This is a genomic window from Rhizobium sp. BK176 (genome assembly GCF_024808055.1).
Window position 1 is genome coordinate 46,438 of the sequence record NZ_JANUBV010000015.1, and the last position, 19,217, is coordinate 65,654.

Annotated in this window: 23 protein-coding genes and 1 pseudogene; 11 read left to right on the forward strand and 13 right to left on the reverse strand. The window is 58.8% G+C overall.

What is annotated here, in order from left to right; translation table 11 throughout:
* Positions 1 to 9: 9 nt before the first annotated feature.
* From FHT76_RS30525 to folE, 3 genes are all read right to left on the reverse strand, one after another.
* Positions 10 to 987 carry a patatin-like phospholipase family protein gene (locus FHT76_RS30525; RefSeq protein WP_259186177.1) on the reverse strand — a complete coding sequence of 326 codons (978 nt, stop codon included), beginning with the start codon at positions 985 to 987 and terminating at the stop codon, positions 10 to 12.
* Positions 988 to 1,101: 114 nt separating this feature from the next.
* Positions 1,102 to 1,560: a phosphoribosyl-AMP cyclohydrolase gene (hisI, locus tag FHT76_RS30530; protein WP_183864598.1), complete on the reverse strand. Its 459-nt coding sequence runs from the start codon at positions 1,558 to 1,560 to the stop codon at positions 1,102 to 1,104.
* A 26-nt stretch (positions 1,561 to 1,586) separates the two neighbouring features.
* Positions 1,587 to 2,207: a GTP cyclohydrolase I FolE gene (folE, locus tag FHT76_RS30535; protein WP_183757206.1), complete on the reverse strand. Its 621-nt coding sequence runs from the start codon at positions 2,205 to 2,207 to the stop codon at positions 1,587 to 1,589.
* A 306-nt stretch (positions 2,208 to 2,513) separates the two neighbouring features.
* Between folE and FHT76_RS30540 the strand changes: the two genes are divergently transcribed.
* From FHT76_RS30540 to FHT76_RS30560, 5 genes and pseudogenes are all read left to right on the forward strand, one after another.
* Positions 2,514 to 2,960: an iron-sulfur cluster assembly scaffold protein gene (locus FHT76_RS30540; protein ID WP_183864596.1), complete on the forward strand. Its 447-nt coding sequence runs from the start codon at positions 2,514 to 2,516 to the stop codon at positions 2,958 to 2,960.
* A gap of 12 nt (positions 2,961 to 2,972) precedes the next feature.
* A complete protein-coding gene (gene yidD / locus FHT76_RS30545) occupies positions 2,973 to 3,374 on the forward strand; it encodes a membrane protein insertion efficiency factor YidD (protein ID WP_183757208.1) in 402 nt (133 codons plus the stop codon).
* Positions 3,375 to 3,471: 97 nt separating this feature from the next.
* Entirely contained in the window at positions 3,472 to 3,996 is a 525-nt protein-coding gene (locus FHT76_RS30550; RefSeq protein ID WP_183864595.1) for a DUF1697 domain-containing protein, read from the forward strand.
* A gap of 122 nt (positions 3,997 to 4,118) precedes the next feature.
* Complete coding sequence (gene thrS / locus FHT76_RS30555) at positions 4,119 to 6,104, forward strand: threonine--tRNA ligase (RefSeq protein WP_259130442.1); 1,986 nt, start codon at positions 4,119 to 4,121, stop codon at positions 6,102 to 6,104.
* Between the two features lie 102 nt (positions 6,105 to 6,206).
* A pseudogene (locus FHT76_RS30560) lies at positions 6,207 to 6,446 on the forward strand (glycerol acyltransferase); the annotation flags it as partial.
* Between the two features lie 40 nt (positions 6,447 to 6,486).
* Here FHT76_RS30560 and FHT76_RS30565 read toward each other — a convergent pair.
* From FHT76_RS30565 to FHT76_RS30575, 3 genes are all read right to left on the reverse strand, one after another.
* Entirely contained in the window at positions 6,487 to 7,572 is a 1,086-nt protein-coding gene (locus tag FHT76_RS30565) for a hypothetical protein (RefSeq protein WP_183864592.1), read from the reverse strand.
* Between the two features lie 647 nt (positions 7,573 to 8,219).
* Entirely contained in the window at positions 8,220 to 9,494 is a 1,275-nt protein-coding gene (locus FHT76_RS30570; RefSeq protein WP_259186178.1) for a phage major capsid protein, read from the reverse strand.
* Complete coding sequence (locus FHT76_RS30575; protein WP_259130444.1) at positions 9,482 to 9,682, reverse strand: hypothetical protein; 201 nt, start codon at positions 9,680 to 9,682, stop codon at positions 9,482 to 9,484. Before FHT76_RS30575 ends, FHT76_RS30570 begins: the two co-directional genes overlap by 13 nt.
* A gap of 123 nt (positions 9,683 to 9,805) precedes the next feature.
* Between FHT76_RS30575 and FHT76_RS30580 the strand changes: the two genes are divergently transcribed.
* Entirely contained in the window at positions 9,806 to 10,117 is a 312-nt protein-coding gene (locus tag FHT76_RS30580; protein WP_259130446.1) for a hypothetical protein, read from the forward strand.
* 223 nt (positions 10,118 to 10,340) lie between these two features.
* Positions 10,341 to 10,934, forward strand: a complete 594-nt coding sequence (locus tag FHT76_RS30585; protein ID WP_259186179.1) for a hypothetical protein — start codon at positions 10,341 to 10,343, stop codon at positions 10,932 to 10,934.
* A 493-nt stretch (positions 10,935 to 11,427) separates the two neighbouring features.
* On the opposite strand, the gene FHT76_RS30590 is transcribed toward FHT76_RS30585, so the two are convergent.
* Complete coding sequence (locus FHT76_RS30590) at positions 11,428 to 12,147, reverse strand: hypothetical protein (RefSeq protein WP_259130450.1); 720 nt, start codon at positions 12,145 to 12,147, stop codon at positions 11,428 to 11,430.
* A 509-nt stretch (positions 12,148 to 12,656) separates the two neighbouring features.
* Here FHT76_RS30590 and FHT76_RS30595 point away from each other — a divergent pair.
* Both FHT76_RS30595 and FHT76_RS30600 read left to right on the forward strand, forming a co-directional pair.
* Complete coding sequence (locus FHT76_RS30595; RefSeq protein ID WP_259130452.1) at positions 12,657 to 13,085, forward strand: hypothetical protein; 429 nt, start codon at positions 12,657 to 12,659, stop codon at positions 13,083 to 13,085.
* Between the two features lie 393 nt (positions 13,086 to 13,478).
* Positions 13,479 to 13,757 carry a hypothetical protein gene (locus tag FHT76_RS30600; protein ID WP_259130454.1) on the forward strand — a complete coding sequence of 93 codons (279 nt, stop codon included), beginning with the start codon at positions 13,479 to 13,481 and terminating at the stop codon, positions 13,755 to 13,757.
* On the opposite strand, the gene FHT76_RS30605 is transcribed toward FHT76_RS30600, so the two are convergent.
* The 6 genes from FHT76_RS30605 to FHT76_RS30630 all read right to left on the reverse strand — a co-directional run bounded on the left by FHT76_RS30605 (position 13,754) and on the right by FHT76_RS30630 (position 17,311).
* A complete protein-coding gene (locus FHT76_RS30605; RefSeq protein WP_259130455.1) occupies positions 13,754 to 14,005 on the reverse strand; it encodes a hypothetical protein in 252 nt (83 codons plus the stop codon). The genes FHT76_RS30600 and FHT76_RS30605 overlap by 4 nt on opposite strands.
* Positions 14,006 to 14,043: 38 nt before the next feature.
* Positions 14,044 to 14,532 (reverse strand): hypothetical protein, encoded by a 489-nt coding sequence (locus FHT76_RS30610; protein WP_259130457.1) that lies wholly within the window; start codon positions 14,530 to 14,532, stop codon positions 14,044 to 14,046.
* A gap of 17 nt (positions 14,533 to 14,549) precedes the next feature.
* Positions 14,550 to 14,807, reverse strand: a complete 258-nt coding sequence (locus FHT76_RS30615) for a hypothetical protein (protein ID WP_259130459.1) — start codon at positions 14,805 to 14,807, stop codon at positions 14,550 to 14,552.
* A 49-nt stretch (positions 14,808 to 14,856) separates the two neighbouring features.
* The gene (locus tag FHT76_RS30620; RefSeq protein ID WP_259130461.1) at positions 14,857 to 15,336 is read right to left on the reverse strand and encodes a hypothetical protein; all 480 of its coding nucleotides are present in this window, start codon (positions 15,334 to 15,336) and stop codon (positions 14,857 to 14,859) included.
* A gap of 246 nt (positions 15,337 to 15,582) precedes the next feature.
* A complete protein-coding gene (locus FHT76_RS30625; protein WP_259130462.1) occupies positions 15,583 to 16,854 on the reverse strand; it encodes a DUF3631 domain-containing protein in 1,272 nt (423 codons plus the stop codon).
* Positions 16,847 to 17,311 carry a hypothetical protein gene (locus tag FHT76_RS30630; RefSeq protein ID WP_259130464.1) on the reverse strand — a complete coding sequence of 155 codons (465 nt, stop codon included), beginning with the start codon at positions 17,309 to 17,311 and terminating at the stop codon, positions 16,847 to 16,849. The genes FHT76_RS30625 and FHT76_RS30630 overlap by 8 nt, the downstream gene beginning before the upstream one ends.
* A 526-nt stretch (positions 17,312 to 17,837) precedes the next feature.
* Between FHT76_RS30630 and FHT76_RS30635 the strand changes: the two genes are divergently transcribed.
* Together FHT76_RS30635 and FHT76_RS30640 are read left to right on the forward strand one after the other, a co-directional pair.
* Positions 17,838 to 18,035 carry a DNA-binding transcriptional regulator gene (locus FHT76_RS30635; RefSeq protein ID WP_259130466.1) on the forward strand — a complete coding sequence of 66 codons (198 nt, stop codon included), beginning with the start codon at positions 17,838 to 17,840 and terminating at the stop codon, positions 18,033 to 18,035.
* Complete coding sequence (locus tag FHT76_RS30640; RefSeq protein ID WP_259130468.1) at positions 18,025 to 19,182, forward strand: tyrosine-type recombinase/integrase; 1,158 nt, start codon at positions 18,025 to 18,027, stop codon at positions 19,180 to 19,182. Before FHT76_RS30635 ends, FHT76_RS30640 begins: the two co-directional genes overlap by 11 nt.
* Positions 19,183 to 19,217 lie beyond the last annotated feature (35 nt).

A 19,217-nucleotide genomic window follows, 5' to 3' on the forward strand; every position in this document is an offset into this window, starting at 1 on the left:
CGCCGGCCCCTAGAGGGAGCCGGCGAATAGTTCCTGCATCCGTATCAATTCGGGAAGCCTCAGCTTGGCTTCCTCGTAGCCGCGCTCGATGGCTTCGCCGGCGCGATGGAATTCCGAGAGACCGATATCGCCAAGGCGCGGCTGAATCGAGATATCCGGCGGGTCGCCCGCCAAGCGGGCCCGCGCAATCCTGTCCTGGATGATGTTAAAGGCCTGCACCATTACGCCGGTCATGCCGAGCTTGGCGTAAGGCGCCTCTTCGCGCCGCTGGACCTCGGACGGCGAGAGCGTGGCGTTGTGTCTGACGACCGCCGATCGACCGTAGAGATCGTAGTTCAGGTTGACGGCGACCACAAGCGGCTGCTCATAAGCGCGGCATACGGAAACGGGCACCGGATTGACCAACGCACCGTCGACGAGGGTTCGTTGGTTGCTGCGTACTGGCTCGAAAATACCCGGTAGTGCATAGGAGGCGCGAAGCGCCGTGATCAACGAGCCATTGGCAATCCAGACCTCGTGGCCGGTGTTGACTTCAGCGGCAACGGCGACGAACGGCCGGTCCAGATCTTCGACATTCAGCCCTTCCAGATGCTCCTGCATCCGCTTCGTCAGCCGCATGCCGCCAAACAAGCCGCTGCCGCCGATGGTCAGGTCAAGCAGGCTGGCAATCCGGCGCATCGTCAGCGAACGGGCGAACGCTTCGAGCTCATCGAGTTTGCCGGCGAGATAGCAGCCGCCAACCAGGGCACCGATGGAAGTTCCGGCAACCATGCCGATCTCGATACCTTCCTCATCGAGGGCGCGCAGGACACCTATATGGGCCCAGCCGCGCGCGGCGCCTCCGCCCAATGCAAGGGCAAGCTTTGTTCTCTTTGGGGCAGGTGCGGGCGCAGGAGCGAGAGGAGTATTCATGTCTGGCGCGGTCGGGCTGCTGGCATTGGACGCGCCCGCTTCGGAGCTTTGGCGGTACAAACCCCAATTCAGCATGGCTCGTCTCCCTCCCGGCAAACAATTAAAAACGAACTATATTAGTGTCCCGCGTCCCTTTCCAATTCGTATATAGGCGTAGATTTTGGCCCAATAAGAGGCAATTGCCTGCTTTTATGTCTCTTTTCCATAGACTTCGGTCGGGTCGAACTGGAGCTCGTCGTCGACGATTTCGAGCATCGGCTTTCCGTCTTCGAGGTTCACGGTCCTATAGAAACACGACCGCCGGCCAGTGTGACAGGTCGCGTCATGGCCAGCGACCTCAACCTTCAGCCAGATGGCATCCTGATCGCAATCCGTACGGATTTCCTTGACCATCTGGGTGTTTCCAGACGTCTCGCCCTTGATCCAGAGCTTGCCACGCGAGCGGCTGAAGTAATGCGCTTTGCCGCTCTGGATGGTCAGGGCGAGGGCCTGCGCATTCATATGCGCAACCATCAGCAGTTCGCCATCGTTGGCGTCGGTGACGATCGCGGTGATCAGGCCGCGATCATCGAACCGCGGCGTGAAGTCGCCGGCGTCCTCGAGTTCTGATTTATCGTCGGACGGTGCATTGAACGCAAAGGGCATCATCGCGGCTTTCTTAGATGAAGCCGTATTCAGCGGCTCCGGACCATAGACATGAATCGGGCTTGATCAGCCGGCTCAGTTTTAAACGTTCCGGTAAATGTTGTCGTCAATGTGGTGGAGCCCTGCTTTTGCACACCGCGCATGGCCATGCACATATGTTCGGCTTCGATCATCACCGCAACACCGCGCGGAGCGAGCGTTTCATCGATCGCTTTTGCGATTTGGGCGGTCATGGTTTCCTGCGTTTGCAGGCGACGGCCGTAGATCTCAACGACACGCGCGATCTTCGACAGGCCGAGCACCTTGCCGTCCGGCATGTAGGCGACATGCGCCTTGCCAATGATGGGCACCATATGGTGTTCGCAGTGCGAGAAGAACGGAATGTCCTTCACCAGGACCATGTCGTCGTAGCCGGCAACTTCTTCGAACGTGCGGCCAAGCACATCTTCGGGGTCCATATCATAGCCGGCAAACAGCTCACGATAGGCTTTGGCCACACGCGACGGTGTGTCGAGCAAGCCTTCACGCGATGGATCGTCACCTGCCCAACGCAGGAGCGTGCGAACGGCGTCCTCAGCCTCTTTCTGGCTGGGCCGATCGGCATCGAGATCGGCGGGGGTCTGCGGAAAATTCTTGATGATGGCGTCCATATGTAACAGTCTCCTGATCCGCTTTACGGATCGTCTTTCGGACTAGCCACTGGCAATTCCACTCAAGGGAATTCATGCACCTTTGGCAGGCTCCGGGGCTTTCAGGGCTTTGTTTGCGGCCCTTCCGGCACGGTTTCCCAATCAAACTTAGCCGAGGCCATTGCAATTTTCTGGCCTTCGAACGACATACATATAGGAAAACGGCATCTGTATGTAAGTCTCCCGGCACGACACGCTGTGTTTTTCTTTTGTGCTACAATGAGCTTTGAGGCGCCGATCCGCATGAATTCTGGAGCGGAATCCACGATGGACGACATCTACAACAGCAAAATTCTCGAATTTGCGGGCAATATTCCGCTGATCGGCAATCTACCGGATGCGGACGCCAGCGCCCAGGCGCACTCCAAGCTTTGCGGTTCCAAGGTCAAGATTTGGCTGAAGATGGATGGCGATACCGTGAGCGGATTTGCCCACGACGTCAAAGCCTGCGCACTCGGCCAAGCGTCCTCCTCGATCATGGCCCGCCATGTCATCGGCGCCAATACGACGGAACTACGCAAGGCGCGCGAGGACATGCTGGCGATGCTGAAGGCGGACGGCGAGGGGCCGGAAGGCCGGTTCGAGGACATGCGCTATCTCCGCCCGGTGAAGGATTACAAGGCGCGACATGCCTCGACGATGCTGACCTTCGACGCCGTCGTCGATGCGATCGGCCAGATTGAGGCCAAGCGCGCTGAAACCATCGAAGCGTGAGCAACACCGCCGATGTGTGAATTCTGTTCGATCAATCGCGATGATGAAGACGAGGGGGGCGCTGCTGCTCCCCGTACAGCCTCGCGTTCCTATTCCCGCAACTACGCCGGCCCGTTTCACAAGACCCCAGGCAGGGTGCTCGGGATGGGTTTCATTCGCGCTTATCAACTGACCCTGTCCGGTTTTATCGGCAATTCATGCCGCCACATCCCGACCTGCTCTGAATACGGCTATGAGGCGGTAGCGCGCCATGGACTGTGGAGTGGCGGCTGGATGACGCTGTTTCGTGTCGCCCGTTGCGGGCCGGGTGGCACGAGCGGGCTCGACCCGGTTCCCGAGCAGCTCGGCGAGCGCTTCCATTGGTGGACGCCCTGGCGCTATCTCGCGCTTGGCCGCAAGGCGGCCGAGGGATGAGGCAACGCGTATTTTGGGCCTTTCGTCACGGCCACGATGTCACCCTCAAGGATATTCTTGACGATCTTCCCAAGGACGGCAGGGAGTTCCGGAAGGCATGATTTACGTGGCGCTATTGCACAGCATCGTGCTTGCGCCTGGACGACGCGTCGTGATGTCCGACCTTCGCGACATGGCAACGGACATCGGATACCGAAATCCGCGGACCCTGGTCTCCACCGGCAACATCGTCTACGAGGCCGAAGCCGTGGCGCTCGTCGATATGGAGGCCACGCTCGAGGCAGCCTTCAGAGCACGGTTCGGCAAACCGGTCGATATCATCGTGCGCAAGGGCACCGACTGGCAGAAGCTAGCGAAGTCCAATCCGTTCCCGGACGGTGAGGGCAGCCAAGTGATCGTGCGGGTGATGCGCAAGCCACTACCGGCGGCTGTCATGGCGACGCTTCGCCCTTATGCCGATCCGACGCAACGCATGGCGCTCACTGGCGGCGATCTTTGGATCGATTTTGCCGACAAGCCGAGCCAATGGAAGTTGCTTTCGGCGTTGACGACCAAGCGCATGGGCGTCGGCACGTTGCGAAACTGGAATACGGTTCGTGGCCTGGCTGAAATGATCGGCTAAGCCGGCTTTTTCTTTACTCAAGCAGCAAATCTCGGTATCAGGCGGCGGCGCATTCGTACGGACGAAGCGCTTCATTGCAACCACCCGCATTCGTTGGCGGGACTGGACAAGGAGAATTCTAAATGTCCCAATCCGTTTCCCTGACATTTCCCGACGGTTCCGTGCGCAGCTACGATGCTGGCGCAACCGGCAAGGACGTCGCCGAATCCATTTCCAAGTCGCTTGCCAAGAAGGCCGTCGCGATCGCCATCGATGGTCAGGTCCGCGATCTTTCCGACCCGGTGACGGCAGGCACAATTGAAATCATCACCCGCACCGACGACCGCGCGCTGGAGCTGATCCGGCATGACGCAGCCCACGTGATGGCGGAAGCGGTGCAGGAGCTCTGGCCCGGCACGCAGGTAACAATCGGGCCGGTCATCGAGAACGGCTTCTACTACGACTTTGCCAAGAACGAGCCCTTCACCCCAGACGATCTGCCGAAGATCGAAAAGAAAATGAAGGAAATCATTGCCCGCAACGCGCCCTTCACCAAGCAAGTCTGGTCGCGTGAGAAAGCCAAGGAAGTTTTCGCAGCCAAGGGCGAAAGCTACAAGGTCGAGCTCGTCGATGCGATTCCCGCCGGCCAGGATCTGAAGATCTATTACCAGGGCGACTGGTTCGACCTTTGCCGCGGACCGCATATGGCGTCCACCGGTCAGATCGGCACGGCGTTCAAGCTGATGAAGGTCGCCGGCGCCTATTGGCGTGGCGACAGTAACAATCCGATGTTGACCCGCATCTACGGCACGGCATTCGCCGAGCAGGCTGATCTCGACAATTACCTGCACGTGCTTGCGGAAGCCGAAAAGCGCGATCATCGTCGCCTCGGCCGCGAAATGGATCTCTTCCACTTCCAGGAAGAAGGTCCGGGCGTTGTCTTTTGGCACGGCAAGGGCTGGCGCATGTTCCAGACGCTGGTTGCCTATATGCGCCGCCGCCTCGCCGAAGACTACCAAGAGGTCAACGCGCCGCAGGTGCTCGACAAGTCGCTGTGGGAAACCTCCGGCCACTGGGGCTGGTACCGCGACAACATGTTCAAGGTCACGGTTGCCGGCGACGACACCGATGACGACCGTGTCTTCGCGCTGAAGCCGATGAACTGCCCCGGCCACGTGCAGATCTTCAAGCATGGCTTGAAATCCTACCGTGAACTGCCGATCCGCCTTGCGGAATTCGGCACCGTGCATCGCTACGAGCCGTCAGGCGCGCTCCACGGGTTGATGCGCGTGCGCGGCTTCACGCAGGACGATGCGCACATCTTCTGCACCGACGAGCAGATGGCGGCCGAGTGCCTGAAGATCAACGACCTGATCCTCTCGGTCTACAAGGACTTCGGCTTCGACGAGATCACCATCAAGCTTTCAACGCGCCCGGAAAAGCGCGTCGGCTCAGACGACCTTTGGGATCGCGCCGAAAGCGTGATGACTGAAGTGCTGGAGACGATCCAGCAGCAGTCGAACAACATCAAGACCGGCATCCTGCCGGGTGAGGGCGCGTTCTACGGTCCGAAGTTCGAATATACACTGAAGGACGCCATCGGCCGTGAATGGCAATGCGGCACGACGCAGGTCGATTTCAACCTGCCGGAACGCTTCGGCGCCTTCTACATCGACAGCAACTCCGAAAAGACGCAGCCGGTGATGATCCACCGCGCCATCTGCGGCTCGATGGAACGCTTTCTCGGCATCCTGATCGAGAATTTCGCAGGACACCTGCCGCTGTGGGTATCGCCGCAGCAGGCCGTCGTCGCAACGATCACGTCGGAGGCAGATGGCTACGGCGCCGAAGTTGCGGCAGCCCTGCGCGACGCCGGGCTGGCGGTCGAAACCGACTTCCGTAACGAGAAGATCAACTACAAGATCCGCGAGCATTCCGTTACGAAAGTTCCCGTCATCATCGTCTGCGGCAAGAAGGAAGCGGAAGAGCGCACGGTCAACATTCGTCGCCTCGGCAGCCAGGAGCAAACCTCGATGTCGCTTGACGAAGCGATCGCAAGCCTGGGGCTCGAAGCAACACCGCCGGATATCCGTCGCAAGGCCGAAGCCAAAAAGGCGAAGGCGGCCTAGTTGATACGCATCTGACGGCGCCCACAGGCGCCGTCAGAAGTATGTCACGTATCCGCAATATAGCCATCGCATTGATGAGGAGGGGATATTCCCGACGCGGATTTGCGCTTTGAACAACTATCCTACGGGAATGATCGCGACGTCAGGCTGTACAACCTCTGGCGTACCGACATCGTCGGCAAGGGCGATCGCGCGTTCGGAAAGATGCTGGATTTCATCGACGTCCAACTCAACATCAGGGGCAACTGGCCGATCAACGACATTCCTAAAGACCCGATCGTGATCGTTGCCAACCATCCCTTCGGCATCGGTGACGGGATCGCCGTATTGGCGCCCCGCGAAGATGCGAAAGATCACCTGACCCGGTCATCAGACCGATCAATCAGTCGGCATCAGCGCCGCCGGTTGCGCCCTGCAACTGGTCGTAGGAGGGAAGGGGCTGGGGCCCGGAAGAGGCTTGTCCCGGCTGCGGGTCAGCCTGGAGTTGGACCGTTTTTGCGGCTGCGGTGGGTGCTTCAGGCTGGACATCCTTCATCAGCACTTCGACGTCAGTATTCTTGCCGGCCTCGACCTTGAAATCGCGCTGGTAGATCTTGTCCTTGTTTCGCGCAACGGCGGAGTATTCACCTTCGGCAAGCACCATGGTTGGGAAGGCACTGACGCTTTCACCGACGCTGTCGCCAGCCGCCGTCAGGATCGACCAAGCGGTATCGGCGATTGCCTCGCCGCCCGCTTCCGACACCAGCTTGAAGGTGATCTGCGCCGCCTTATGCTGGATCGTGGCTTCGGTTAGCTTGCCTGCCTCCACCTGAATGTCGGCTCGGATTGAGGCGTTCGTTTCGCCGTATTCAGAGATAATGTGGTACGTGCCCGCATTCAGGCGAACCACCGTGTTGGGGGGCACGTCCGCCATGACGAGGCCCCGCTCGCCGTCTTCGCGCACTTCGGCAGAATAGATGGAGAAACTGAGTTGATCCGGCCGGATGCGGACGTCGGAGCCCGAGACCGCGTTCAGAAGCAATCCGCCTGCCTCCAGCACCATCGTCTGCTTGCCGACCGTGCCGTCTTCGGGAACCGTGAGTTTGCGGGTGACGCCGGCGCGGCCGAAGGAGACGTTGACGAAATAGTCTCCCGGCGCGAGCTGGAAGTCCGCGGAGCCGCCCTGCGACGATGCGATCAGGGGGAGTTTGCCGTCTGAGCCGGCCATGGGGCTGAACACGTACCAGGACAGACCGTCCTGGACCGCATCACCATTGGCCGTCAGCTTTGCCTCAAGGGCGACCTCGCGCAGCTTCGAGCCTTGCGGCGCCGTGCCCGGAGCAATGAAGGCGTTCAGCTTCGGCATCTTTGCCGTCGTGTCGAGTTGCTTGAAGGTCTGGAAGGCCTCCTGCGCCTGGCCGCTCAACGGCAGCAGGGCAGCGAAAACGAAGGCGAGGCTGATGCGTGCAAATGGCGAAATGCCAACCATGTGTCGTGCGAACCAATTGACATCTGAAATCACAGAGGCCACTTCAAGACCAACGCGATGGCAAATTCAAGACCCATCCCCAATGCTGTAATGAAAATGGAAGTCTCTCCCGCATGAAATCGGATATCAAGCTGATATTCGGCTTTCCTTGTTTTTCAATGACATGCGTAACTGAGTCACTTATCCAAACCCCGCATTTGCGCGCTTGAGTCATTTATTCACGTTCCGCTTTGTTCCACATTTTTGCCGGGTAAAGGGTAGGGTGGGTTTGCATTCCTAACGCTAGGAAAGCAAAATCCGGGCGCTTTTTGCCGATGCGCACGTCCGGCGCTAATATGGCGCATGGTCGAGAATTCAGCCCGGATCTTCGAAAGCATGATTACCGGCTTGCGGGCGCAAGGCATGTCGTTTGGCGAGATCGCCAGCCTAAGCCATGTCAGCCGAACGACGTTATGGCGCGGCAGCGTTGGCGAGTCCCGCCAGCCTAGTGCCGACAGCTTCGTCCGCCTGCAAAGCCTATGGATATCCAAGGGCTGTCCGAATTCACCGAAATAAGGCCGGTCAAGCCAAGGAAACGGCGGCAGGGGAAATTGCGAAACCCCTGCCGCCGCCTCTGATCCAGCATGTGCAAGCACGCTAGCTGGGAATCACCATTTCGCGCCCGTCAGATACGAAACGCGGCCCGCCCGGCGCATGGCCCAGCTAACGTCCTCGATCACGCGAACCGAGATGATCGCCATTTGCCAAGCGCTGATATGCGGCGTGTCGGTAACGGCGGCGGTGCCGCTCGATCCGGTCGCTACCGGCAAGGGCGCGTCGGTGCTGATGTAGCTGGCGTCCTCGCTGACGTCGATCTGGCCGTTGTCGGCGCTGGCGGCGAAATCGGCGGCGTCAATCGCAATGACGGTCTTGGCCGGGACGCTATCGCTGACGATCAGATCGGCGCTACCTGGCAGTAGCAAGCCAAGGCTGGTCGCCTGTATCGGGTTCATGATGAACGCCAAGGCTGACGGGGCCGGATTGATCGCCGCCGCCAAGGCCGATAGATCAGCCGCCGCCGCCGCCGCCGTGGCCGGGTCGGTCGCCGCCGAGGGCGTAAGGCCGGTCAAGCCATTCAATAGCCCGGCTGGCTGACTGGCCGTCGCCGCGCCATTGCCGAGCAATACGGCATCGACGCCAAGGCTGAGGTCGTCGGAAAGCCCTTGCCGAATGACCGACTCGATGGTCGGCATGCTGGCCTGCGCAAGCTCGCGGGTATACGGCGAAAGCACCGCCGTCTTATGCGGCACCAGCACCGCGCCAGCCGAAAGGGAAATCGACCGGACGCTGATCGTCGCGCCTTCGCCTACGAACGGATTGAACGAGCCGGGCGCGGATCGCGCCGGAAAGCGGACGCCCGCCGTCCCGCTGAGCGATATCGTCGTGCCGCGCCGGGAAAGGGCGGAGTAGACCGAGGCCGGGGCCAAGCTGGCGAACAGGCCGGGATAGTTCGTCGTATTCGCCAGCACGCCAGCCCAATCGACAACGTCCGTGCGCGCTGGCGACGTATAGGCGCGGCGCATGTAGGCGTCCGGGGCCTTGATTACGTCAGGCAGGCCGGGCGAATTCGGGAAAAGCTCCTTCGCCAAGCTTTCCGGGTCGCTGCCGTAGTTGGCGGCGGCAATCAGGCGGACGGATATCGATCGGATCAGCGAGCGATATGGGGCTGGCGGCGGCTTGCTGCCTAGCTGGGACTTGATGCCGGAAAGCGCCCGGAGGCCGTCCAGATCGCGGCGGACGGATACCAGCAGGCTTTTGATATTGCCAAGCTGGCCGTCAAAGACGTGCGCCTGCTTGTCCAGCGCCGAGCGCCAATTGTCGGCCCCGTTGCGAAGCGCCGTTTCCAGCGCCGAAAGGATATCGCCCGCGTTCATGTCGCGCATGCCTTGCCCTCCAATTCCCTGATGCGGGCCTCAAGCGCCGCAAGATCGGCCCGGTGGATTTCCTCGAATATCGCGGCAAAGCGGCGGGCGACCTGATCCAAGCCGCGCGCAAAGGCCTCGCTGATCGCCCGCTCGGCAACCTCGGTAAATGCGTCCGCTACCATTTTCCTGAGATCAGCATCGGTCATAGAAAAGCCTCCGCGTGGGAACGCCGAGGCTGACCAATTCTCGGTGCCGGGCGGGACTCCCGGCGCTTCACCACGTATATACATATCACAAGTCACCGGGCGGCGACAGCAAGGAGAACCGCCATGCTCGGCAATCCCGCTACAATCCGTTGGCGACTCCGCCATTGGCAAAACCTTGGCCTCGACCGGCAAGGCGCGCTGCTGGCGTTGGCCGACGATAGCTATGTTCCCGATCTGCTGGACGCCTACGAGGTCGCCGCAATGGCCGGGCTTTCGATCCATGCCATTCGCAAGCGCCGCAAGCGCGGAAAGCCGCCTGCGGGCATGCGCCTCGGCGCGTCCGTCCTGTATGGCAAGGGCGCGGTCGTCGGCTGGCTGGTTGCCAGTATTCCGATCTGGAATATTGGCGATGAAAGCCGATCAGGCGGCGGTTAGGCGGGATGCCTGCGGGCGACATATGTACCCACGAAGGCAACAAGGCCCTTTTTCTGATACTCGGAAGAAGTTGTCCGATTCCCGGCGCCGGTCCTAAAGGATCCGCCCTATTTCCCGTATCATCCCCCCGCCAGGACCATCCTATCTTAGTTCCTTGTGGGCATCGCTCTTTCTTGCCGCTCGGCTACTTTCGCAGATCAGCGCCTTAAACTAGCGTTGAACCATGATCGAAGAACTGAACAATATCGCCAACGAAATGGATGGTTTGCTTCCGCTCTTCGTTGATGGCGGCAATATCTCAGGGCTTGTCCTTCCAACAAAACCCTCAGCGACCTTCCATGCTCTTGTGATCGAAACAAAGTCGATCCTTGACCAAGAACTCGGTTACACAAACGAATACTCGCTCGACATGCTGAAGGTTCTTTCACATGCAAGAGTTTACAAGGGCGGGCCATCTTATGCATCGGTAGAGGAGACCTCCGAGGTAATCCGCGCCGCAGTTCGAGCAGTAGAGCGAAAGCGACGAGCCGTCCCCGCAACACCGCTGCTGGCGAAGCCTTATGTCGATCCGACCCGAATTGTCGGGCTACAGGGTCTGGGAAGAGGACCTTGGGACTTTGCTCGTTTGGTAGAACTTTGCCGGGAAATCAATGTAGCGGCGGCCAACAGGTGTCATTTGTCTACCGCTATGCTCCTCCGCACAATTATCAACCATGTCCCGCCGGTTCTCGGCTTTAGCACCTTTGCCGAGGTTGCCAATAACTACGGCGGAGCCAAAATCGCAGAAATCATTCAAGTTATCCATGCAGCGGCTTGAGGGCTCATCTCGTAACATTGCCGACATGCATTTGCATTCGCCGATCAGAGCTAGTGAAGACGTACCGACAGCGGTTCAAGTAGACTTCGCTAACGATCTTGACGTCCTTCTTGGGGAGATTATTCGCGTAACCAGCGAGTTGCCCTGACTGTCGCTCATAGGCTTTGTCCGCCAAGTCCGGAAAGCGCTCTTTGCGGACGTTCCTATTTGCACATCCGGTAGATAACCAAAGCAGCAAGTGCCATCGCGATGGCAGCCAATGCGCGCTCGACACACCTAAGCCACCGCGACTTGGCGGGGGCACCATCGAAAAAACCGCTTATCACGTGGCCAAGGAAATCCAGCAACTCACCCATAATCGTCGCCCTATCAGGAACATCGGAACGCTCTCATCATCGCATCCGATGTCCTTCGATCCTGTTACGATGGCCGCCATCGGCCGAGTGCGGTCTTCCGCTTCGCGCCAATAGCTGACATTGCTTCGACATGTGTCTCACACGTCGAGGTCGTAGATGGCAAAGTCGGCGCAGCGGCCTATCGTCTCTCGAAGAAACGTCACTGCATTTCGCGCCGGGGCGTCGCTGTATACAGGGGGCTCGAATTGATGTAGCCAACCCCAAACCGTCAGGATCGGTGGGATTGACAGCTTCTCAAAACGAACTTTTTGGTAGTACCGGATAGTTGTTATCTTACCGCGATCAACCAATGTCAGCGCGAATGGTCCGCCGTCGTAGCCGAAAAATGAGTGACCGGGATCGGGCAAAGGAACTTTCCGAACAAGCTCCAACAGGAGGTATCGTTCAGGCAATGGCTGCTTGACGGGAGGGATTGGGTCGGAGACCTTCGTCTTTCGTTTGTCGGTCTTTGGCCTTGCCGTGCATCGAATTGGATCGAATGTTGCTTGGGAATACGCTTCAAGGTTGCTCACGAGTAGAATCGAAGGAAGGTCCTCAGGCAAAGTATGCACCGGCAGCGCATCAATATCGGCTTGATAGGCCAACTCCGCATTTTGAATAGCGGTACTAGCATGTTTCCAAAAGGACCACGGTATCGCGAAATAGGCAACGGCGACAGCGACGATGATTGCAGGATGCCATTTCCGGATCAAGTAGCCGACAACCGGGATTAGCCCTACAAAAAGCAAAGCCGGCCAAAGCGCATAAAGGGTTGGGACCAACATAACAGCGCCCATTATGATCGCGGCTAAATACATATTTCGCAAACGTCTCCGTTAGGCGGCCTTGTTGCAAGACTCACACACTACCAATCGACAGCAATGAAAATGTTGAGATTTTCCCTCGAATCTTAGGTTAGCCGTCTTTGGCGAGCGAGGACCGCTCAAACGGCCAATGCGTAGCGAGCTAGTCGCGTCGACTCCGGCTACGCTGGTGCTCATGTGATCCCAGCTCTTGTTCGAAAGTGTTCATCACAATTAGTGCCCAATGACCGCTATGGGCCGATAGCGGTGGCTGGATTCTACGAGTCCTTTTTCGAGATTTGCAATTCCCTCGCGCTGCTTGCACGGACGCACGCAAATACACCTAAACAAAAACGGAGCAGGAAAAGCCAGATCGAATATCTCTGCCCCGTTTGCAACGCCGCACCTGTAAGAACAATCCCTACGATTCCCAGCAAACGTCGTTTCACAATAAAAACGAGCCACAATGTGCACAGCATTAGGAGTGCCAACGCTGGCACGCTGACGAGCAAGAAAAAAAGGAGTTGCTCACTTTCCACAATCGCACCTACTTCCTCAATGCCAAGATTAGTGATGTATTGGGCGATTGGCTGCAAGGGTTATTGCTGCTTGTCGCGGCGACCGCTTCGGGCCGCCAGGAGACATTTGCCGATATCTCCAAAGCGCCAATTGCCGCCAGGCACTCCTCACTCTTCGTATCTGCTCGCGACTGCGAGCGTTCTGTCCTCATTGCCCATCAGCTCAACAACTCCGGCGTGCTCGAAGCTCGTGGGTTGAATGCGATACCAAACTCCGATGTCGAACTCGCGCCCAAGATTTGGATAATAAAAGTACGAGGTGTCTTTTACGGAAATATGCTCGTCAAACTGCCAACCAGTCAGAAGCTGTTCAAAGTCTTTTGGATTGATTGCGAAGGCACAAGAGACGATCACATCGGTGATGGCACCAGATGAACAATCTACATTGCGGACAGACGGAGGAACCGACTGAATGTTTAGGATGAAAGCCAGACGGCTCGGGTCCTTGAGGCGGTCAAGGCTATTAATAGCCGTGATGAATCCCCATAGCACCGCAGACCCCGCTAAAATCAGTACGAGTGCTCGGGCAAACTTCACTATCTCACCGTCGGTTTCAATCAGAAGGTACGTTTTACCAGCGACCCGTGCCTGAATAGTGAGAGAGATCAGTAGAATTTTCTAAGTCCGGTTAGGGCCGAAAGCAGTCATCGTTGATATCGCCAGCCTGAAGACAGAAAATCCGTTGGATAACCGGCGCTGCCGCCTTCAGCGATCTTGCCTAAGCGCCTCGTGCGCAGTTCCGTGTTCTGTAGCTTTGGAGGGAGCTGCATGGACAACTGGACGAGGAAGAGCGACGAGGAGGTATTCGAAGAAGCAAGCGAACAGCCGGGATCGCAAGCGTCGTATTCGCGCTATACCGAGATCCGCCGTCGAACCTACCTGCTGAACAAGCGGGTGGCGGAAAGCCAGATGGCCGCGTCCGATTGGCAAATCAAGGCTGCAAGGGCGACGGTCGAAACGGCTCGATGGACGAAATACTCGGCAATTGCCGTTGCCGCATCGGTCATCATTGCCAGCGTTAGCGTCATCGTTCAGGTCGTGGACTAGGGTTGCATCTGAGCCGGAAGTGGTTGCCATGCGGCGATAATCTGCGTCTTCGAAATGCGCTGGCTATCGACGGCAAAGCCGCTGGCCTCAAGCTCGGCCCGGATATTGTCGGCGTTGTCGCTGGAAAAGCTGCCGTTGGCGCAAAGGCAGGCCACGTCATGCTGCTGGCCGTCCGAGTCCACCACGGTCAGATACAAGATCGAGCGCGGCTTCGGCCTGTGATCGGAAAGCTGAATTACCTCGGCCATGTCATGCCCTCCATGGCCGTCACCAGTCGGTGACAAGCTTACCAGAGAAGGGAGCGGCCAGCGAAAGCCAGCCGCCCGCGATGGTCAAGCCGTTTCTGCCCAGCGAAAGCCAGCCGAGTCATCAGGGACAATATACTCAAGCTGATCAGCGAGCCGCATTGCTCGCTCCCCGGCATCCAACAATGCAGCTTTGAAAGCTTGCTTGGTAAGGTCTGGAAGCGTTTCCGCGCATCATTCAGCCAATCAAGGCTGCTATACTGGCCGAAGGTTTCATTGATGTAGGCGATAAGTTCCTCGTTGTGCGCCTCCTCTTCCCCTGTCTGGCCGTCTATGCGTGCCTCGGCTTTGGCGATCCGCTCAAGCAATGGCTGACTTCCCCCCATGGCCTCGATTTGCCGCCGCGTATCGGCCAGCATTTCCCGGAGTTCGTCGTAGCTGTAGCGCCACGGATCTCCCGGCATAGTGCTGATTGCGTCCTCGATCATGGCGATATAGTCGCCAGCGCTGATCTTCGGTGTGATATCCATTTTCCTTCCTCCGCAATTTATAGCCGCGCAAAGCTTTCCGGCCCCGCTTCCTCCAGAATGCCCGCGACCAGTGCTAGCGCTGCTTGCTCCGAAATATTGCTGACACCCCAAAAGCCTTCAGTTGCGTTTACAAAATCGGGACGCTCGTCGCTGACGTCGAAAATGAACGTGATGGCACCAAGCTTGCCTTGCGGCTCACGCTGAAACTCCGTCTGCCAAATCGACTGGACTACTTCCCAGAGGGCCTTTTGAGCGTCGGTTATATCGGCTTTCATTTTCCTTCCTCCTCATTTCGCCGGGATCGATCGGCTCCCGGTTTGCCGATCAACTTTCGTCGGGTTGCCAGCCAAGATGCTCGCGGCCAAACGCGACGATCTCCCCCGCCAAGTCCGGATCGAGCCTAATGCGACGTCGGATGATTCCGCCGCAATGCGGACAACGGCTGATCTCGCCAAGCCGTCCGCCGTTCAAGGCTTGCGCGGCATCGACCATCCGGCGCGGCCCGAACCCCTTGTCCATGAGAAATTCTTGGAGCTTCGGCGGGATCGAGGCGATTTGCTTGGCCCGCCATATCCAGACGCGGGAAACGCCGAGGTGGCCTGCAAGCCGACGCTCCGAATACGGCTCAAGCCCGGCCTCAAGATTGGCGATGTATTCCTCGAAATTCTCGGCGCGCTTCCAGTTGCGATTGCGCCCGGATGGGTGGCCCCCCGGGGAGCCAGTCTTTGCGGCCTTGATTGCTCGCCCCACCTTGTCGGTCAGATCGAAAACCGCCATCGGATCGAACTCCGGCTTGGCGTTCATGCCTTCCTCCTCCGTACCCGCTTGCCCGGCCTGGCGCAGCGCTGGCACCTTCGATTTGGCGCGAACCGCCCGCCGTCCGTCAAAAATGTGCTGAACAAGCGCCCGCAGTCGACACACTGACTAACCCAGCAGCCGAGCCGCACCCTGCCGCCATCCTTGCGGACGTACCCGATCCAGCCCGTCAACTCGTAGACTTGGCCGTTGTCGCGCATTTGCATGTGCCCGCCCGGCGATACCTCGACGTCCTCAAGCTTGCCCATGGCGCGCGCCTCCATTCAGCAAATCCAGCACCGCGCCGCTGACAGCCATGCTGCCGGACGTTCCTGTGGTTTCTGACGTTTCGCTCTCTTTGGGAGACAGACACAAAGCCGGGAGATTGCGCTCCCATGCATCAAAGAAGTCATCCCTCTGATAGCCTTTCAGGGTGGCGTCTTTTGATACTCTTACTTGCTTGCTTTGGACGTTGTGCTTTCGAAGAAGACGGGACACCTTCAAGGGAGTGATAGGCTTTCCTCCCGCTATTTCCCCCCAAGGTGCCTCTGTAATCTCGACAAGCTTCTCGATCAGTTTGGCGGTCGCGATATTGAAATGATACTCGCCACCCAATTCTATCTTTAGCCTTTCCTTTTCCGCCTCCCTTTCCTCGAAAATGTCCCTGATATCGGAGAGGAGTCGTAGCGGCAGGCTGATCTTGTGTTTGTCTCCCATAGAGGCCGAAACAGCCGTAACGCATGAAACGCGGGCGAGATCAGGCCAGCGCCCGCCAGCGACGTCGGCAACGGCAATCAGCGCCTCCCAGACGTCGGCGTTGCGATCCGTGACTCCGTCCGGCATTTCCGGTACGTGCCTGGCGAGCGCGGGCGCAACGGCCTTTGCCCACTCTTCCAGCCGCTTGCAAAGCGCCTCGCCTTCGGGCGCCTGCGCGCGTCGCCTGTATGGCTCGATCGGCTCGTCCCGCCGCCTCCTCAGCATATTGACGACGACGGATCTCGTGAGGATCGTATCCGGCAGATCGCCAAGGCCAGCGACGGCGACGGCGCAATAGGCGGACAACTCCTCCATTTCGACGCGCTTGCCTTTGACGACGCAGCGCCCGGTGACAGCGCCACGCCGATGCCCGGCATTGAGCAAGGCGCGAACCTCTTCATGTTCGCGGGCCTTCGGCCCGAAAAGCGCGTCGATCTCGTCGAAAAGGATTGTCGGCAGACCGGCCTTGTCGGCGACCTTCCTAAAAAGGTAGGCGCTGCTGCAATTGATCGCTGTAACCGGGCGCGGCACCAATAATTCGGTGACCTCAAGGCACCTTGTCTTTCCGCTGCCCGGCTCCGGGCTGAGAAAGGCGATCCGGGGCGTGCTTTCCCAGCAATCCATTAGATGGCAATGGGCACACCATAAGGTATGTGCGACGCGGGCGGCATCGTCTGGAAAGGCGATAAAGCGGCCAAGGAACGTTTCGATATCGTCCAGCAACGCCGCGCCGATCATTGGAGGGCCTTTTCCGTTCGGCCTGCTATTCATCGCCGCCGTCCTTGTACTCAGCCCGCCTGCGCCGAGCCTTGGCCTCCAGTTCGATGCGTTTCTGCCGCATGGCCTCGATCCGGTTGTCGAACTTGGGTGCGAATTCTTCGGCATACTGAATGTAAAGCCGCCGCCAACTGTCCTCGATCTCCGCCATCAGCTCGTCGGGTGGCCCTTGCGGCTTTTCGCCCCTCGCGTCGGCAAGCTGGCGTTGCGTGCTGGCAAGTTCGCGGCGGGTATCGGAAAGCTCCCCCTTGGCGTGATAAGCCTCGTTGCGGAAAAGCGCAGCCTCCTCGACGGCGGATAGCGGCGCGTCTGGATCGAGCTGCCGGGCCTCCATGCTTGTATGGATATCGGCCAACAGGCGTCGGCGGCTTTGCGTCTCGCGCTCGAAATCGCGGCGCGACTCCTCGATGCGGGCGAGCAAATCGCGCGCCGTTTCGGAATTGTAAGACATGAAATGCCCTTCCTGCGCTTGCGGCGCATGAATTGGCGGTCTCGATTTTGTATGACGTTCCCCTGTAGGCAACGCTGGCGGGCTGGACGTATCGATGCGGGGGGCGGCTGGTTGGTTCCGATCCAGCCGAGCCATGGGGTCAGCCCTTCAGCTTTGTATGCGGCATTGCGGCGTTGCCTTTTTGGCAATGCGCGGCTTGCGGCGGGCGGGCGGAAAGCGTATATTTGACAGGCTTCTAATATTTCTTTCTTTCCGCGCCGCTCGGCCCCCAGCCGGGCGGTTTCGTTTTTGTTCTTGCGAACATATCAGCAACGCCTAATATGGCGCTAATTGCGCCTGTTGGGCAAGCGCAAAGTCGGCGAAATATCCCGAACAAAGGAGTAAAAAACAATAACTTACCGGCGAGCGCGAGGGCGCTTTTGCCGCTGGTTTTGCATACCTGAAATAACCGCAAGCAGCGCTTCCCTTCGCGCATTTTGCGCATAACGTCACGAGCGTACCAACAAACCGAAAAGGGATTCGGCATATGGAAAAGGAAGGAACATTGGCGGCGGCGTTGCGTGCCTGGAGGGGCAAGAATTCGGTCACCAAGGCGGCGCGGCACATGAACGTATCGCCGCGCACATGGGCGGGCTGGGAGCAGGGGCGGCGGCACCCGCACGAACACATCATGCTATTGGCGCTGAGCGCAACCCGGATCGAGGGAGGCGAGCATGGCGCGTAAGCAGCGATTCGAGCAGTGGGCGCACGTCCACCAACTGAAAAATGGCAAGCTGATTTTTCGCCATGCGCTGACCGGCCAGCGGACGCTGCCGGACGATATGGAGTCGCCGGAATTCGCCCGCGAGTACGAAAAGCTGCGGCTGCTGGTCGCCGGGCCTGCGGAAAAGCCAAAGCCCGTCGTCAAGCGCGTGACCTTTCAGGATTGCTACGACGAATTCACGCGCAGCGACGAATGGCGCGGATTTACCATGAATACCATCCGCTCCTACAGGACCAATTCGGCGCACTTCTTGCAGGCGCGATTGGTGGGCGATTCAAAGTCGGTATTCGGCAAGGCGTTTATCGATACGCCAGAAAGCGAAATGTTGCCGGTGCTGCGCGATCATATCGAGCGGCTGAAGCCGAACAAGGGCAAGAAGCAACTGGAGATAATCCGCAAAATCTACGCGACCGCCGTCCGCAAGAAATGGTGCCTGCGGAACCTCGGTAACGATATCGAGAACGTCCGGCTACCGAAGCACAAGCCGCAAAGAAAATGGCCGCAAGAGGTCATGGATCAGTTCGAGGCCCACCACCCGCTAGGAAGCCGCGCGCGGACTTGCTTTGCCTTGGCAAGGTTCCTCGGTTGCCGCGCTGGCGACGTCGCCGCCGTCCGTTGGGACCAGATCAGGCCGCATCGGTACATTGACGAAAGCGGCGAGGTCAGGGTCGTGTCGGTGATCGAATTCTGGACGCGCAAGAATATGAAGCGCGGTTCCAATTCGCACATAACGCTGATCATCAGGCCAGAGCTTGAGGCGGTCCTGAATTCCTTGGATAGAAGCCGTGGCGGCATGATCCTGAAATCCAGCCGAGGCGAGGCTTACAACGAGGACTCGCTTTCCTTGCGCATGGCGGTATGGCTCCGCGAGGCCGGGATTACGGAAAAAGGGCTTTCGATGTATGGCTTGAGGCGGGGGTTCGCATCCGAGCTTGCCATGGGCCAAGCGGATCTCTTTACGGTGCAAAAAAGCATGGGCCACAAATCGCCACAGACGACGGCGATCTACTTGAACCAACTGGACCCACTGCCGTTGGCCGAGGCCGCGATAGCCGCCGCCGAGCGCCGGACGGCGCAAATAAAGAGGCTGAAGGCCGTAGAAAACTGAGTCACTTATCGATAAGTGACTCCATTAGTGACTCA